A 15,659-nucleotide genomic window follows, 5' to 3' on the forward strand; every position below is an offset into this window, starting at 1 on the left:
ATAGGGCAAGAGCAAACCACCCGTTTTACGGGTGGTTATGATTAGATTCATTGGTTTTATTTATGAAAGATTTTATTATTTATCCTGTCAAAATTTCTTTTAATGACAAAAGGAGTTTTTATGATAAATATTTTAAATAAATTTGAAAATAAAGTTCAAAATACAAACCCTGTTTTTAATAACGAAAATTTAAAAAACTATTTGAAACTTTTAGATAATATTGATGATATTAAAAACACACCATTAAAAGACATCTCTGGTGGTTATAATGGGAAAAAAACTAGTGTAAATATTGCAAATATCAGCAAAGAATTAATATCAAAAATACGAGTTCTTTATAGCCATGAAGAAATATCCTCTTGCAAGATTAATATAAAAAACAAAGAAAAATCAATAAGATTATTAAATGAAGCTTATGCTAAAGCAGATAATGCTATTTTAAGTTGGTGGGAGAATGAAAGGAGAATATTTCCTTCTTCAATAATTAATCGAAAAATTGACAATTTAAATTTGAATAAAGATGCTAGTGCAAATAAAGAACTTAATATAGATAAAAAACTTAAAGAAATTATATTTATTTTAACATCTAAAAAATTTAATTTAAATTTAGATATTAAAGCGGCTCAAAGTACGATAATCCAACACTTACAAGATATCCCTGGCGTCGAAAAAGCAATAGATGAATTAGGAATTTCTAATGATTCATATTCAAAATATGAAACTTATTGTTTAATGGCTGAATATATTTACAATTTTTTATCAGAAAATAAAAATGAAGTTGATTTTTCTAAAATAAAAGATGCCGTTAAAGAAATCGCTGAACGAAATTTGGTTACTCCTAAAGATAGATTAACATCCCTTTATTCTACATATACTCTTATTTTTTTGTGAGAAAGTAAACTATTTATCTAACACTAGACATTATGTACAACAAGGTGTACATTTTATCTACTTTAAGTGAAATAGGAAAACACAATGGCCTCACATCTTATACAACAAAATATTGAAGCACTCTCTTCACCTAGTGGGCATTACTCTCATATCGTTACTGCAAACAATATGTCGTTTGTTTCAGGGTTATTACCCTTAGATAAACAAGGTAAACCTTTAGCAGACAAACCTGTTGAAGAACAAATCACACAAGTCCTTGAAAATTTAGCTGCTTGTCTTCTCGGAATTAATGCAAAGAAAACCGATATTGCTCAAGTTAAAGTCTATGTGACAGATATTAATGAATGGCCTATCGTTAATGAGTTATATGCAAAATGGATTGGTGAACATAGACCAGCAAGATTAGTGGCAGGTGTAAAAGAGCTCCATTTCGGGAGCAAAATCGAAATTGAAGCCGTTGTTATCAAGGAATAATCTTATGAATAAGTTACCTGCTCCCACTTATAAAGATGTTGCTGAAGCTCATCAACGTATTCTGCCCTATCTTAATAAAACGCCTGTTTTAACCTCTCGCACTATTAATGAGCTAACAGGGGCACAATTTTATTTTAAATGTGAAAATTTTCAGCGAATGGGCGCATTTAAATTTCGGGGGGCGATGAATGCGTTATCTCAATTTACCGCACAACAACGTAAAAATGGTGTCGTGACTTTCTCATCAGGCAATCATGCTCAAGCTATAGCTTTATCGGCAAAGCTATTAGGTATTCCTGCAACAATTATCATGCCTGAAGATGCACCAAAGGCAAAAATGGAAGCAACAAAAGGCTATGGTGGTCGAATGATCACCTATAACCGCTATACAGAAGATCGTGAAAAAATTGGACAACAGCTAGCACAAAAAGAAGGTTTAACATTAATTCCACCTTACGATCATCCTCATATTATTGCTGGGCAAGGCACTGCTGCAAAAGAGCTGTTTGATGAAGTTGGTCAATTAGATATGCTATTTGTTCCATTAGGTGGTGGTGGTTTACTTTCTGGCTCTTTATTATCAACCAAAGCCCTCTCCCCAGATTGTAAAATATTTGGCGTTGAGCCTTTAGCTGGAAATGACGGACAACAATCATTACGCAAAGGCGAAATCATTCATATTGATACACCGAAAACAATTGCAGACGGCGCACAAACACAGCACCTAGGCAATTATACTTTTGAGATTATTCGTAACCATGTGAACGATATTTTAACGGCGACAGATGAAGAATTAATTTCGGCTATGCAGTTTTATGCTCAGCGAATGAAAATAATTGTAGAGCCTACAGGTTGTTTAAGTTTAGCGGCCGCTCGTCAATTTGGTGATAAATTAAAAGGCAAGAAGATTGGTATTATTATCAGCGGTGGTAATGTCGATATCGCGCAATATGGTCGATTTTTAGCGCAATGAACTTGCATGTTCTAATATGGAAAAAAGCAGTATAGAAAAACCTATACTGCTTAAAAGAACCAACATACAACCAATCAACTAAAATAACAGGGGCGTTTGTTTAACCATTTTTAATTAAGTGAAAAAGTGATACCTGCTTCTTTACATAATTGAGTCAGATTTTCTTTTAATTGTTGATTTTCTTCAGGCAATAAATCGAGTTGTGGCAAACGCATATGACCACCTTCTAAACCACGCATGGTTAATGCCGATTTAAATATTGCCATATTCGCACCAGACTTAAGTGCATCACTAAATTTCACACAAAATTGTTGCCACTGTTTCGCTTCTTGGTAATGACCTGCGATATAAGCTTTATACATATTCACAAAAGGCTCAGGGAATACGCAAGCACAACCAGAAACCGTACCGTCACAGCCCGCATCTAATAAACCTAGGAATAATTTATCGTAGCCATGAAGGACGGAAAAACCCTCAGCAACTGTAAGGTAGCTTAATGTTGTATTGTTATCAGCAAAACTGTATTTAATACCAATTACATTTTTACACTGTTGTTGTACTTTTGCCGCTAATTCAGGCTTGATGTTATTTGCGGCACATTGTGGAATATTATACAAATAAACAGGGAAATTATCTGGTACGCTATTTGCCACTGTCACAAAATAGTTCTCTAATTCTCTGTCTGTCGCACCAAAAAATTGTGGTGTTACCACACCAATACCATCGGCACCAATTTCAACTGCGTGTTTGGCTAATTCAATGGTTTCAGTTAATGTCATTGCACCAACATGAATAAAGACCGGTAAACGCTTATTCGCTGTTTCAACAACGGTTTTCGCAACATTCTTACGTTCTAATGCAGATAAACGCAACATCTCACCCGTTGTACCACAAGGATAAAGGCAATCAACGCCCTTGGTTACTAGCATTTCAGTTAATGCAGATAACGCTTTAATATCTACTTGATCGTTCGAATCAAACGGAGTAACCATTGCCACTGTAACGCCAAATAATTTTTTCATATAAAGACCTTTATTAAATCAGATTGCTTCAACAATAACTTTAATTGCCAACATACCCGGATCATCTAAACCAATAGATTTTTCTGGAAACATACGGGCTCGACCTAATAAATTAGGTTTTTGGCGAAATTCATTAAGCGTACTATCGACGCTTTGTAAGGCTGCTGCTTTTAAATTATCGATAGCTAAAGTTGGTTTTAGCGCTTCAGATAAATGGTAAAGAATATCGAGTACGGATTTTTGCCCTAATTCCCCTTTTCCCCTTGCCATCATGCTTTGGTATGCAATAGTTAATAGTGGTGAAATGTCGGAGGACGATATTTCTTGAAGTTGATTTTCTTTGCAGTATTTTGCCATTGCCATAAAAGCGGTTGCTTGCAATGTACCAAAAGAAGAAGCACAGGCTTTTTGTAATGATTTACTGCATTGGAAAAGTGCTTTGCTTAGATCTTCAGGCCAATCTTGTGAATCATCTGCAATTTTTCGCCAGCCTTTTTGCATGGTGATCCCTAAATCCCCATCACCTAGACGACTATCTGCTTCACACAGCATTGATTGAGATTGCTCGCAAGCAATAGCGATACGGATCACCGCTTGTTTGAGCATATCAAGCGTAATATTCATCGCTATACCCTCCAGAATGCACAATGAGCTGGTGCATTCATCAAAGCTTCTAGCTCATCATCCAATTTACACAATGTTAAACTTGCACCAGTCATTTCCATGGATGTGGCATAGCGTCCGACTAACGGATGTACAATTGTTGCACCCGTTTTATCAATCAGCTGTGTAATTTTGTTGTATAGAATATAAAGCTCTTCTAATGGTGTTGCGCCTAAAGAGTTAACTAATACAGAGACTTTATCTCCTGTTTTTAATGATAATTCTGTCTGTAAGCGCTCAAACATCTCTTGTGCAATATCATCTGCGTTGCGTAATTTATCACGCCAAATTCCCGGTTCACCGTGAATACCCATCCCCATTTCCATTTCATCTTCGCCAATTTCAAAAGTAGGATGTCCTACTGCGGGTAAGGTACAAGATGTCAGCGCACAACCAATGGTTCGAGTATTTTCCATGGTTTTTTGAGCAACACGCGTGACTTCATCAAGTGTTGCTCCTTCTTCGGCTTTGGCGCCCGCCATTTTAAAACCATAGATCATTCCAGCAACACCACGGCGTTTGTGCGCTTCTTCTGGTTTTGCTGAAGCCACATCGTCAGCAGCTAAAACGGTTGTACAACGAATATCATCTTCAAAATCGACAGTTTCAGTCGCCATATCAAAATTCATGATATCGCCACCATAATTGCCATAAAGTAACAATACACCTAAGCCACTGTTTGCTTCACGAATGGCATCTGCCATTAAATCAGCTGAAGGTGAAGCAAAAACATCACCTACGGCGGCTGCATCTAATAAGCCCTCACCGACATACCCTGTAAATACAGGTAAGTGACCCGATCCGCCACCCGTTACAATACCCACTTTGGGCTTATTTGCTTTTTTCGAACGAGTAATCAATCTTGGCTGTGGTTGACGATAAATATCACCATGAGCAAGGCATAAGCCCGCTAATGTTTCATCGACATAATTTTCTGGCTTATTTAATATTTTTTTCATGTGATCACCCGATATTTTTATTTATCTGCTGATTTTTATCATCTTAAAAAAACATTTCGTTTATTTAAGATGAGTTTTCCCTGATACTTAAAAAGCATCTCTATTTAAATAATTTTTTATAAATAAACGAGACTTTATTTAGCTTTAAACGCACCTCTAACTTGCATAATAACAATGAATAAAAACACACTGGCTAATACCATCGAAATAGGTCTATTAATAAAATTAATAAAATCACCATCTGACTTCATTAATGATGAAAGTAAATTCTTTTCTAACATGGGCCCTAAGATCATGCCCAAAATAATGGGTGATATTGGGAATTTTCGTTCTTGAAGGAAATAGCCGATAACACCCATTACTAACATAACAACAATAGAAGACATCGTATTAGTAATTGCGTAAGAGCCTACGAGACTAAATAAGATAATTGCTGGATAAATAATTGCATTATCAATAGCAACAATCTTCTTCAATAAATTGACAACAATAAAAGCAATCGGTAATAAAATTAAATTAGCAATAAAGAAAATAATAAAGACAGCATACAATTTATCAGGGTTGAATAAAAACAGTGTTGGTCCCGGTTGCATATCTTTCATATACAAGACACCGATAATAATTGCAGCAGCTGAATCGCCCGGAATGCCAAATACTAAAGATGGGATCCAACTTCCCGCTAAACTTGCATTATTACTTGCTGAAGCATCAACAATACCTTCTTCAGAACCATGACCATATTTTTCTGGGTTTTTAGAGAGTTTCTTTGAAACGGCATAAGAGATCCATGCCGCAATATCGGCACCCGCACCAGGTAAAGCTCCAATTAATGTTCCTATTATTCCGCTACGAAAAATGCCGCCTTTACGCTGGCGAACAACACCGCCAACCCCTTTAAAAATATTGTAAGAGTTATTTTCAGCATTCACTTCACTTAGCGTGATTTGCTTTTCTTTCCAACGCTCAACGTAATATTTAATTGCACCAGAAATTGCAAATAATCCTATCATTGCTGGAATAAAACTTACACCTTGCATTAAAGAGACTTCACCGAAAGTAAAGCGTGCTTGCCCTGTAAATTCATCATAACCAATGGTGGATAATGCAATACCAAAGAACAGTGCTAATAAGCTTTTTCTAATATGTGAACCTGAAACAATAGTTGCACAGCTAAGCCCAATTAAAGACAGCCACATATATTCATAAGAACTAAATTTTAAAGCAAACTCAGCTAAAACTGGCGCTGTTGACGCCAATATAATTGTACCAATAACGCCACCAATCACAGAGCTTGTTAACGACATACCTAATACGCGGTTGGTTTTACCTTCTTTAACTAAGCTGTGTGCATCATTGGTATAAGCCGCTGATGCAGGCGTACCCGGGATATTTAATAAAGCACCTGGAATATCACCCGCAAATATAGAAGACGCGCCGACAGAAATCATTAAGGCTAATGCAGGAATCGGATCAAGAAAAAAAGTAAATGGTACCATTAATGCGATAGCCATTGTTGATGTTAATCCGGGAATGGCACCAACGAATAAGCCAAATAAACAAGCACCAATAACGACAAGTATTGTTGTGTAATCAATATAAGCAAGTGCGCTAATTAATATATCCATACTGTTGTTCTCTATTTATTAAAATAGCTGAGGTAGCGGTACTAACAGTACAGCGGTAAATAAGTAATACACACCTAACACCACACTGGCTGAAATAATAAAACTGTATATCGGTTTTGTTGTTGCATATTTCATCATTAACGGTGCTGTAATAATTAACCCCGTTAAAATAAAACCTAGATAATCTGATGCAAAAACATAAAAAAGAATAATACCAATAATTAATAAAACGAATTTTATTTCACGCCATGAAATTAATGGAATATCACTTTCTTGATTACGTGAAAATATATCTATTAATGAAAATATAATCATGCCGCCGCCAATAATAGAAGGCATAAAAGCGGCGCCATATTCACTAAAATCACCTAATGAATACGCACTATAAACAATAAGAAATAAACCAAAGCAGCAAAATATTAGCGATAGAATATGACGATTTAGCATAGGCATAAAAACGGCTGTTGTTCAGCCGTTTCCTCAGTTATTTCTTTATAATTTCACCAAACTTTTTATCTTCATTAGCCATAAATTGAGTGGCATCATCTCCATATAGCTCGATCACTTCAAATCCTTGTTTATTTGCAAACTCGGCTAATTCACCAGATGCATACACTTTTTTCATTGCAGCCGTGAGTTTATCTTGCACTTCTTTATCTAACCCTTTTGGCGCAACTAGCATATTCCATGCTTGTAAATCCCAGTTATAAGGTGTGGCTTCTTTAAATAATGGTACATCAGGATAAAAAGCCGATTTCTCATTTGACATAATTGCCATGTGCTTTACTAATCCTGCTTTTACCATACTATCCGCCTCACCTAATGAAGAGGTCACAATATCAACACCACCAGAAGCAAGCTCTTGTAATGCAGCACTTGCACCTTGAGATGGGATAAAGCGAATGGCGTTATCAGGCAATCCTGCGGCACGCAACATACCAATAGTATTGAGATGCCAGATTGAATTTAAACCACTGCCAGATGCTTTTAATTTACCCGGATTTGCTTTTGCGTAATCAATAATTTCCTGTGCATTTTTAAATGGTGAAGATTTCCCAACCTGTAATCCACCATAAATAACGGCAAGACGTGTAATCGGTGTGTAATCTTGGTAAGTTAAATTTGTCATGCCTTGATGATGCATCATGGTAATTTCAACCGTTGCAATACCTAATGTGTAACCATCGGGTTTTGCATTTTTAATGGCATCATGACCTACAACACCACTACCTCCAGTTTTATTTACCACATTAACGGTCACGCCTAATTCTTCTTGTAACCCTTTAGCCGCTAGGCGTGCAACAGTATCAGTATTACCGCCAGCAGCCCAAGGAACAATAATAGTAATCGGCTTTTCTGGATATTGAGCAAAAGCAGGAAGTGTAAAAATGGAACTGCATAGGGTAAATGCCAGAAGTGTTTTTTTCATTATATGCACCTTTTCTCATTGCAGATTATTTGTGGTCGAATATCTTCGAGCCTTGATTTAAGGCGAGCCTGAACTTGAGAAAGTACAGGCATTGCTGTTACGCCTTTTTGTTCTATAAATGCAGAGAGGAAAGCACTGGCAAATAATACACTCTCATGCATTGTGCCTCCTGCCGCTATTTTTGAAGCAAATGCGCCATTAAAAGCATCCGTGGCTGCCATCGTATCCACTCGTAACGATGGCATAGGGGGAATATGAAAAGTGGCGCGTCCGTCAAAATAGACCACACCAAGCTCATCCATATAGATAATGACTTTCTTATTTTCATCACCTGAAATAACGTTAATCGCTTGTGTGGCGTCATTAATATCGTTTATTTCAATGTCAGCCCAGTGTGATGCCTGATTTGCATTTAACGTAATAAAATCAAGAGTGGCATAAAGTTGTTTTAAATCTTCGCTATAAGGTGCAACATTAAGCACGATAATTTTATTAACAGACTTTGCAAACATCGCTGCTTTAATATTGGCTTCTATATTAATTTCACCTTGGAGCAATAACACATCTGCCTCACTTACATAAGGCAAAGAAATATCAATCTCTTGCTCAGAGAATGTATTGTTCGCTCCTAAATAAGTCGCTGTAATATTGTTTTGTGTTTTATCTGCTAAATAACTAATTGAACTGCCTGTCGGCTCTATTTCTGTTTGAAAAATAGTAAAAGAATCAATTCCACTTTCTTGTAAATATTTATATGCATATTTACTAAAATGATCTTCACCAACTTTCGTTATCAAATGCACTTTCGCATCAGAAAAACTGGCGGCCATTGCCTGATTTGTTCCTTTACCACCAGGGCCTATCGAATTGCTTTTAGAGTTAATTAACTCTCCGACTTTTGGAAAAGAATCGACATTGGCAATAATATCTACCACAAATGACCCAAGCACACAGACTTTGCCTTCTGGCTTTCTATCTTTACGTTCTCTCACGATTAATAAATCGTGCAATAAACATGAAATATCAAAACTATCACTAAATTTACTTATTTTTTTAATTTCTTGTTTCCCTAGTATGGCGCCACCATGACAACGTTTGATCAACCCTTCTCCTTCGAGGTATTTCAAATCACTGCGAATAGTTTCCAATGTGACACTGAATTTTTCCGCAAGTTGAGCCACTTTAACTTTCTTTTGTTCTCTGATGATGGTGTAAATTTCCTGTCGCCGTTCTTCTGAAAACATATAAAGTGCCTCCGTATCATTGATAACGAGAATAAGGAGATTAGGTCAGTGATTCTGCGATGGTATTCAAAACAAAAAACCAAAAACAGAAGCAAAACCAAATCAAAGCAATTTAGATCACATTTTTTTAACACAACATCAATTGGCATACGTTAAAAATGAGAGGTGAAACGAGTCGAATAATGAATGGAGATTTAGAAAAGAGAGGTAGAATCAGCCGTTCAAGAACGGCTGATAAAATAATAACTTAGATTATTACAGGTGTGATAGTTTTAAAATGTAAATATCATGTTAAATAAAATCACCTTGGTATTTAGTTTAACAAGGCATTAAGCAGATAAAAGCCCACTAATGTCAGCAATACGACCACTAAGGTATTACGTATTTTAAGCGCTAATCCTACACATAATAAGGTTCCCCAAAGATAAGGATTATCTAGAATACCTTTAAATTCACCTTTTTCTAACAGCACAATGGGTGCACAAATTGCAGTTAATAAACAAGGTGCAGAATATCCTAATGCCTGTCTGATCACAGACGGTAATTTGACGGGGATCGCCGGTTCAAGAAAGAAATAACGCAGCATAAAAATGACGAGTGCCAAAATTAATAATAACGACCATGTCATTTTTGTTCTCCTCTGGCTCTAGCAACACAAACAGCAATAAACATGCCTGTTAATCCACCAATCACTACGCCACCTTCTATATTCAACCAGCTGAAAATAATAGATAGGCAAAAAGAGACAATAACACCTACTAATGTACTAAATGTTTTTATTAACGGAATAACAATTGCCAATAACGTGGCAACAATAGAAAAATCAAGATGATAACGAGATAAATCAGAAACTTGGCTTGCCATAATAATGCCAACAATACTAACGGCAACCCACGCTAAATAAAAACATAATCCCGCACCTATCATATAAGCGGGTGTGAGTTTTACTTTAGGTTGTGCTGAAACAGCAAAAAGTTCATCCGTTAATAAAAAACCTATTGTAATACGTTGATACCATTTTAAATGGGCAACATGAGAACGTAAGGTTAGTCCGTATAAAAGATGCTGAGCTGTAATAAAAAAGACAGAAAAAATAATGGTCAGCATTCCCGCACCAGAAGCCACTAATCCTAATGTCACCAATTGCGCCGCCCCTGCAAATATAATTGCAGACATTCCGACACTTTGTGCAAAGGTTAATCCTGCATCAACGGCCATTGATCCCGCTAATATTCCCCAAGGAATAACCGCAAGGCATAAAGGCAAAACATGCAAAGCACCAAGGCCAAAAGCACGCATTACTTGCCTATCTTCATTATTATTTTTGATTTTTTCCATTTACCTGTCTTCACTTCTAATACATTAATTCTATAGAGAATGATTATCAGTCCGTAAAAGTAAATAGGATTGTATAAAATTGCTATTTTGTTTGTTTTTTACGACAACAAAGGGGACTTTAAAGAGGAAGATAATCGGAGCCCTTTTAAATAATTACCTGGTGTAACACCAATGGCATTTTTAAAATGACGATGGAAATGGCTTTGATCTGAAAAACCACAACGTTGTGTTACATCGGTAAGTGTGTGGCCTAAAGAGAGTAACTGTCTTGCTTTACGAATACGGGCTTGAATAAGCCAAGCATGAGGAGTCATACCAATCTCTTTTTTAAATTGGCGTAGAAAATGCCAAGGGCTTAAATTTACCATCTCTGCTAAGGTATTAAGTGAAAATTCATTTTCAGGTGTATCATTCATTAATTCACTCACCCACTGTAACCGTTGCCCTATAGCGCTTAATGGTTTTTCTTGAGTTCTTTTTTTGCTATAACGCAAAATCAACATTGCCATTGTCGAAAGTAATAGCGACTCTTTTAAAAGATAATTATTGGGTTGTTCCAGTAATGAAAAAAGCAATAAAAGTTGCTGGCTTAAACCAGGATCGTGAATAACGGCATCAGGAAACCAAGGCGTTGCACCCTGCTCTTGTTGTAGATCACGCGTTAATGTTTGCAGGTATTCTGGCGTGGGATAAATAGCTTGATAAGCCCAACCTGATTCAACCGCAGAGGAGCCTGTGTGAATTTCATCGGCATTAACAATGATGATATCGCCTTTGGGGGCGATATGTTCTCTTCCTGTGCGATAAAACTGTTGTGCGCCATCATCAATCACACCAATACAGAAGCCCTCATGGGTATGACGTGAAAAAGTCTGATGCAAATATTCAGCTTGCAGATAAGCAAGGCTATTAAGCTCAGGAAGGTGAATAAGTTTAGCCTGCTCTTGTCGCATCGAATATTGATCCCATCAACAGTAAAAATCATCAGCTTGTATCATAAACACTATACTGATGATTGCATGAAATTGCTCAATCTTACTCATGTCGCTGATGAATTTTTGCTGGAACAAAAATTTGGTGAGTTTCTAAATTTGCTTGGTTAATTAATTCCATAATGAGTCGAAAGCAGTGTGAGGCTAATTCAGGATTATTTTGTGCAATAGTATCTATTGGTATCGATAATGAATCATAAAGATAGTGATCATCAAAACCAGCTAAATAAACATCATCTTGCATGATTTTATTTTGGCTTAAATACCGTAATACCCCCTCCAGCAAACCGCAGGCTGAAGTAAAAACAAACTTAGGTGGCCGACCTAAAGACGCACATAAAGAGCCGAACATTTCATAGCCTGAACTTGGATGATAGTGCCCGTGAATGATCCACTCTGTTTTTAAATTAATCTTGGCTTGAGAAAGCCCTTGCGTAAAACCTAAAAGGCGATCTTTTGTAGGTGAAATCGTTGATTGTCCACCTAAAAAGTAAAATTCATCAATGCCATTTGTTGAAGCAATCTCTGCAATAAGTTGTTGTGTCGTGGTAGTTGAATCTGTGACAACAAAAGGTAATGTTGTACCGTCAAAATAACGGTCAAATAACACAACGGGAATTTGTTTACTTAAGCGCTGATATTCAAAATCATTTTGTAAACAAGAAGCCACAATCAAACCATCGATTTGTCGTGATAACAAATGTTCTATTGCGAGAGTCTCTTGAGCCGCATTTTCATCCGTACAGGAAATAAGTAGCTGAATACCCGCTTCTCTACATAATATTTCTAGCTCATAAGCCACTGAAGCAAATCCGTAGTTAGTAATATCAGGAATAACCAATCCCAATGCATAACTGCGATTATCACGTAAAGAGCGAGCATGAATGTTAGGTTGATACTGATATTTTTGGGCAATAGAGGTAATACGTGCAATGGTGTCATCAGCAACACGCATCTCTTTACCTCGGCCATTCAATACCAAACTAGCTGTTGTTTTTGATACGCCTGCTAGTTTTGCAATATCTGTAATAGTCGTACGCTTTTGTTTTTTCACTGTTATTTTACTTAAGGCTGCATTTACTAAATTTAAATTAATTTATTGTTTATCTAATCTTATTTAACTAAACAATGCATCATTTAATTGCCAAGTTGTTAGCTTTATTGTGTTTTTACCCGAGAAATTAATGATCTTTTTTGCTGAAGGAAAAAAACGACTACTCATCACACCCAAACCATGATTAAAGAAAATTTCCACGCTCGAACTGTCACATAATATTTGAAGATGTTTTATATCACCAGACCAGAAACGTGATTGCCATTCACCATTTTTAACACTACGACGTTTTAATATTGCTTGATTATTCTCAATGGTTAATTCAAGTGAATCAGAGAATTGAATTAAGAGAGAGTCTATTAGTTCCACCTCTAATTCAACACAAAACCCGTTAATTTCAGGCGCATCATCTGCAATGCCTTGCCAATATTGTACATTTTGTCTGAGTTGCTGTAATTCTTTTACGGGTTGCTGATAAAGTTGCCCTTCTCTTATTTGTAATTCACGAGGACAGGTCATTTGATGTATCCAGCCATTAGCAATGGTCGGTTGATACATTTCCTCTCCATCAGGAACCCCCATCCAACCAAATAATAAACGCCTACCATTAACTTGTGTGGTTTGAGGCGCATAAAACTCAAAACCTGCATCAAGTTCGATTAAATCACCATGTTGAAACTGCAATGTTGAATAATCAAAACTGCCCATTAAATAAGCACTAGAGTGCGAATTTAAAAATCGATATTGCTCTTTTTTTATTCCTTGAGGACAGGTTAATAAAATAAAGTGTCCACTAAGTTCAAAAAGATCAGGGCATTCCCACATATAACCCGCATCATCTAATCCACCTAAATGACTTCCTGCTAACTCGCCTATTAATTGCCATTGATATAAGTGAGATGCACGATAGAGTAAAACCTTACCCTGTTTATCTAACGTTTGCGCCCCTAATACCATGTACCATTTATCGTTGTGTTGCCAAATTTTAGGATCACGAACATGTCCGCTATAACCTTCAGGAAGCCCTAAAACAGGCCCTAACTTATCAAAACCACCCCGCTGATTTTCAACTGCTAAACACTGCCATGCAGTGCGGGAGCCATCATCAAATTTTACATTTCCGGTATAGCAGAGTGTTAATTGCCCTTGGTGGATCACTGCACTGCCAGAATAGCAACCGTCTTTGTCATAAAACTCATCAGGAAGTAAAGCGATGGGCTGATGTTGCCAAGTGATAAGATCCTTTGAACGCCAATGCCCCCAACATTTATTTTTATGCTCACAAGACAAAGGATCCCACTGATAGAAAAGATGATAATACTTACCATCAAAACAAAACCCATTGGGATCATTTAATAACCCAGTTATTGGCGCTAAATGCCAACGCGGATAGTATTTATCTTTTGCAGCTTTAGCGCTATTACGCATAACCGCTTGTAAAATTGCAGATAATCCTTCGCTTTTTGTCATTTATGCAGACTCCACTTTATATTTCAGTAAAAGAGAAAGAACAAAAGCTGTTAAGAATGCGATCACTAAACCAATAACATAATTAATAATTGAACCCGCTTGTACAATCGCAATACCCGGAATAGCGGTAAGACCAACCGCGGTCATATAAACGTGAGAGCCAACAACCCAAGCGCCTCCAGCAGCACCTCCAATTAGTGCAGCAATAAAAGGTTTGCCATAACGCAAATTAATCCCGAAAATTGCCGCCTCTGTAATACCTAACATCGCGGAGAAACCCGATGGGATCGTAATGGCTTTAATTTTCGCATCGTTGGTTTTAAACCAAACAGCAATACAGGCTCCTCCTTGTGCAATATTAGCCATCGCCCAAATAGGTAATAAGAAATTTACGCCAATATTCGGATTCCCTAATAATCCAGCTTCTACTGCATGGAAACTATGGTGTATTCCTGTAATAACAATAACAGAATAAAGACCACCAAAAATAAGCCCTGCAATCCAACCTGCCTGCGTAATTAACGTACTTAGTATTAATGAAATACCATCACCTAAAAGACGACCGACAGGTCCAATCACTAATAATGCAACAAAGCCTGAAATAATAACGGTTAAAAATGGCGTGATAATTAAATCAAGTGCATTAGGAACAACTTTACGTAATTGTTTTTCCAGTACACTCATAAACCAAACAGCCAGTAATACTGGGAAAACAGTTCCTTGATAGCCAATCATGGCGACTTCTAACCCAAAAAAATTCATGGTATTAAATCCAGCCGCAACCCCCCACGCGTTAGTTAAGGCTGGATGCGTTAAAATTCCGCCTAATGTCGCGCCAAGATAAGGATTTCCGCCAAATTCTTTTGCGGCAGTAAAACCAATAAGAATGGGCAAAATAATAAAAGCCGCGGAGCTACACATATCAAGCATGATATAGAGTGCATTATCGGGACTTACCCACTGGTTAGTTTTCATTAATCCCAGCAATCCCATTAATAAGCCTGACGCTACAATGGCAGGAATAATAGGGACAAATATATTAGAAAGCAGTCTAGCTATTCGTTGAAATGGATTGAGCTTTTTAGCTGCAATATTTGCAGCCTCAGATTTACTAGATTCACCAATACCTGCGGCAGCAATAAATGCAGCATGTACTTTATTAACTAACCCTGTGCCGAAAATGACCTGAATTTGCCCAGCGTTACTAAAACACCCTTTTACACCCTCTAATTTATTTATTGCCTCTTTATCTGCTTTTGAGTCATCAACAAGAACAAGTCTTAAGCGCGTAGCGCAATGTGCTGCACTTGCGATATTTTCAGCACCACCTAATAAAGGTACAAGCTGGTGAGCAACTTTTTCAATATTCATCATAGCCTCTTCATTCTTTTTTATTTATGTAGCGAGTATTTAGTTTAATTGAAAACTAAACCGGTTTAGCTAGCTAATTGGATTAAATAAAAATCAATTCAAGATAGCAATAAAAACTCAGGTAAAGGTCTCTTAATTGTGATCTTAATTACAA

General features: G+C 36.8%; 16 protein-coding genes. 3 read left to right on the forward strand and 13 right to left on the reverse strand.

What is annotated here, in order from left to right; genetic code table 11:
* The first annotated feature begins 120 nt into the window (after window positions 1-120).
* From ACWPWK_RS00830 to ACWPWK_RS00840, 3 genes are all read left to right on the forward strand, one after another.
* Window positions 121-891, forward strand: a complete 771-nt coding sequence (locus tag ACWPWK_RS00830; RefSeq protein ID WP_162558361.1) for a hypothetical protein — start codon at window positions 121-123, stop codon at window positions 889-891.
* 84 nt (window positions 892-975) lie between these two features.
* Window positions 976-1,365, forward strand: a complete 390-nt coding sequence (locus ACWPWK_RS00835; protein WP_109372311.1) for a RidA family protein — start codon at window positions 976-978, stop codon at window positions 1,363-1,365.
* Window positions 1,366-1,369: 4 nt separating this feature from the next.
* Window positions 1,370-2,338 (forward strand): threo-3-hydroxy-L-aspartate ammonia-lyase, encoded by a 969-nt coding sequence (locus ACWPWK_RS00840; protein WP_109372310.1) that lies wholly within the window; start codon window positions 1,370-1,372, stop codon window positions 2,336-2,338.
* Window positions 2,339-2,448: 110 nt separating this feature from the next.
* On the opposite strand, the gene ACWPWK_RS00845 is transcribed toward ACWPWK_RS00840, so the two are convergent.
* From ACWPWK_RS00845 to ACWPWK_RS00905, 13 genes are all read right to left on the reverse strand, one after another.
* Window positions 2,449-3,360, reverse strand: coding sequence for a dihydrodipicolinate synthase family protein (locus ACWPWK_RS00845; RefSeq protein WP_109372309.1), 912 nt, complete (start codon window positions 3,358-3,360; stop codon window positions 2,449-2,451).
* 18 nt (window positions 3,361-3,378) lie between these two features.
* The gene (locus ACWPWK_RS00850; RefSeq protein ID WP_244185014.1) at window positions 3,379-3,984 is read right to left on the reverse strand and encodes a dihydroxyacetone kinase subunit L; all 606 of its coding nucleotides are present in this window, start codon (window positions 3,982-3,984) and stop codon (window positions 3,379-3,381) included.
* A gap of 2 nt (window positions 3,985-3,986) precedes the next feature.
* On the reverse strand, window positions 3,987-4,982 hold the full coding sequence (locus tag ACWPWK_RS00855; RefSeq protein ID WP_109372308.1) for a dihydroxyacetone kinase subunit DhaK: 996 nt from the start codon (window positions 4,980-4,982) through the stop codon (window positions 3,987-3,989).
* A gap of 134 nt (window positions 4,983-5,116) precedes the next feature.
* The gene (locus tag ACWPWK_RS00860) at window positions 5,117-6,607 is read right to left on the reverse strand and encodes a tripartite tricarboxylate transporter permease (protein WP_109372307.1); all 1,491 of its coding nucleotides are present in this window, start codon (window positions 6,605-6,607) and stop codon (window positions 5,117-5,119) included.
* Between the two features lie 18 nt (window positions 6,608-6,625).
* Entirely contained in the window at window positions 6,626-7,060 is a 435-nt protein-coding gene (locus tag ACWPWK_RS00865; RefSeq protein WP_109372306.1) for a tripartite tricarboxylate transporter TctB family protein, read from the reverse strand.
* Between the two features lie 31 nt (window positions 7,061-7,091).
* Window positions 7,092-8,036 (reverse strand): tripartite tricarboxylate transporter substrate binding protein, encoded by a 945-nt coding sequence (locus ACWPWK_RS00870; protein WP_102086691.1) that lies wholly within the window; start codon window positions 8,034-8,036, stop codon window positions 7,092-7,094.
* Complete coding sequence (locus ACWPWK_RS00875; RefSeq protein ID WP_109372305.1) at window positions 8,036-9,280, reverse strand: PfkB family carbohydrate kinase; 1,245 nt, start codon at window positions 9,278-9,280, stop codon at window positions 8,036-8,038. The genes ACWPWK_RS00870 and ACWPWK_RS00875 overlap by 1 nt, the downstream gene beginning before the upstream one ends.
* A gap of 313 nt (window positions 9,281-9,593) precedes the next feature.
* Window positions 9,594-9,908, reverse strand: a complete 315-nt coding sequence (locus ACWPWK_RS00880) for an AzlD domain-containing protein (protein ID WP_075673103.1) — start codon at window positions 9,906-9,908, stop codon at window positions 9,594-9,596.
* Window positions 9,905-10,618 carry an AzlC family ABC transporter permease gene (locus ACWPWK_RS00885; protein WP_244185013.1) on the reverse strand — a complete coding sequence of 238 codons (714 nt, stop codon included), beginning with the start codon at window positions 10,616-10,618 and terminating at the stop codon, window positions 9,905-9,907. Before ACWPWK_RS00885 ends, ACWPWK_RS00880 begins: the two co-directional genes overlap by 4 nt.
* A gap of 98 nt (window positions 10,619-10,716) precedes the next feature.
* Window positions 10,717-11,571 carry an AraC family transcriptional regulator gene (locus tag ACWPWK_RS00890; protein ID WP_109372304.1) on the reverse strand — a complete coding sequence of 285 codons (855 nt, stop codon included), beginning with the start codon at window positions 11,569-11,571 and terminating at the stop codon, window positions 10,717-10,719.
* 82 nt (window positions 11,572-11,653) lie between these two features.
* Entirely contained in the window at window positions 11,654-12,664 is a 1,011-nt protein-coding gene (locus ACWPWK_RS00895; RefSeq protein WP_109372303.1) for a substrate-binding domain-containing protein, read from the reverse strand.
* A 63-nt stretch (window positions 12,665-12,727) separates the two neighbouring features.
* Window positions 12,728-14,134, reverse strand: a complete 1,407-nt coding sequence (locus tag ACWPWK_RS00900; protein ID WP_109372302.1) for a sucrose-6-phosphate hydrolase — start codon at window positions 14,132-14,134, stop codon at window positions 12,728-12,730.
* Entirely contained in the window at window positions 14,135-15,505 is a 1,371-nt protein-coding gene (locus ACWPWK_RS00905) for a sucrose-specific PTS transporter subunit IIBC (protein ID WP_102086687.1), read from the reverse strand. It lies immediately after the preceding gene.
* Between the last annotated feature and the right edge of the window lie 154 nt (window positions 15,506-15,659).

The organism is Proteus sp. Marseille-Q3619 (genome assembly GCF_965283115.1).

Excerpts from the sequence above, each read along its gene's own strand:
- ACWPWK_RS00830 (WP_162558361.1), top strand. The coding sequence starts at position 121 with ATGATAAATATTTTAAATAAATTTGAAAATAAAGTTCAAAATACAAAC.
- ACWPWK_RS00835 (WP_109372311.1), top strand. The coding sequence starts at position 976 with ATGGCCTCACATCTTATACAACAAAATATTGAAGCACTCTCTTCACCT.
- ACWPWK_RS00840 (WP_109372310.1), top strand. The coding sequence starts at position 1,370 with ATGAATAAGTTACCTGCTCCCACTTATAAAGATGTTGCTGAAGCTCAT.
- ACWPWK_RS00845 (WP_109372309.1), bottom strand. The coding sequence starts at position 3,360 with ATGAAAAAATTATTTGGCGTTACAGTGGCAATGGTTACTCCGTTTGAT.
- ACWPWK_RS00850 (WP_244185014.1), bottom strand. The coding sequence starts at position 3,984 with ATGAATATTACGCTTGATATGCTCAAACAAGCGGTGATCCGTATCGCT.
- ACWPWK_RS00855 (WP_109372308.1), bottom strand. The coding sequence starts at position 4,982 with ATGAAAAAAATATTAAATAAGCCAGAAAATTATGTCGATGAAACATTA.
- ACWPWK_RS00860 (WP_109372307.1), bottom strand. The coding sequence starts at position 6,607 with ATGGATATATTAATTAGCGCACTTGCTTATATTGATTACACAACAATA.
- ACWPWK_RS00865 (WP_109372306.1), bottom strand. The coding sequence starts at position 7,060 with ATGCCTATGCTAAATCGTCATATTCTATCGCTAATATTTTGCTGCTTT.
- ACWPWK_RS00870 (WP_102086691.1), bottom strand. The coding sequence starts at position 8,036 with ATGAAAAAAACACTTCTGGCATTTACCCTATGCAGTTCCATTTTTACA.
- ACWPWK_RS00875 (WP_109372305.1), bottom strand. The coding sequence starts at position 9,280 with ATGTTTTCAGAAGAACGGCGACAGGAAATTTACACCATCATCAGAGAA.
- ACWPWK_RS00880 (WP_075673103.1), bottom strand. The coding sequence starts at position 9,908 with ATGACATGGTCGTTATTATTAATTTTGGCACTCGTCATTTTTATGCTG.
- ACWPWK_RS00885 (WP_244185013.1), bottom strand. The coding sequence starts at position 10,618 with ATGGAAAAAATCAAAAATAATAATGAAGATAGGCAAGTAATGCGTGCT.
- ACWPWK_RS00890 (WP_109372304.1), bottom strand. The coding sequence starts at position 11,571 with ATGCGACAAGAGCAGGCTAAACTTATTCACCTTCCTGAGCTTAATAGC.
- ACWPWK_RS00900 (WP_109372302.1), bottom strand. The coding sequence starts at position 14,134 with ATGACAAAAAGCGAAGGATTATCTGCAATTTTACAAGCGGTTATGCGT.
- ACWPWK_RS00905 (WP_102086687.1), bottom strand. The coding sequence starts at position 15,505 with ATGAATATTGAAAAAGTTGCTCACCAGCTTGTACCTTTATTAGGTGGT.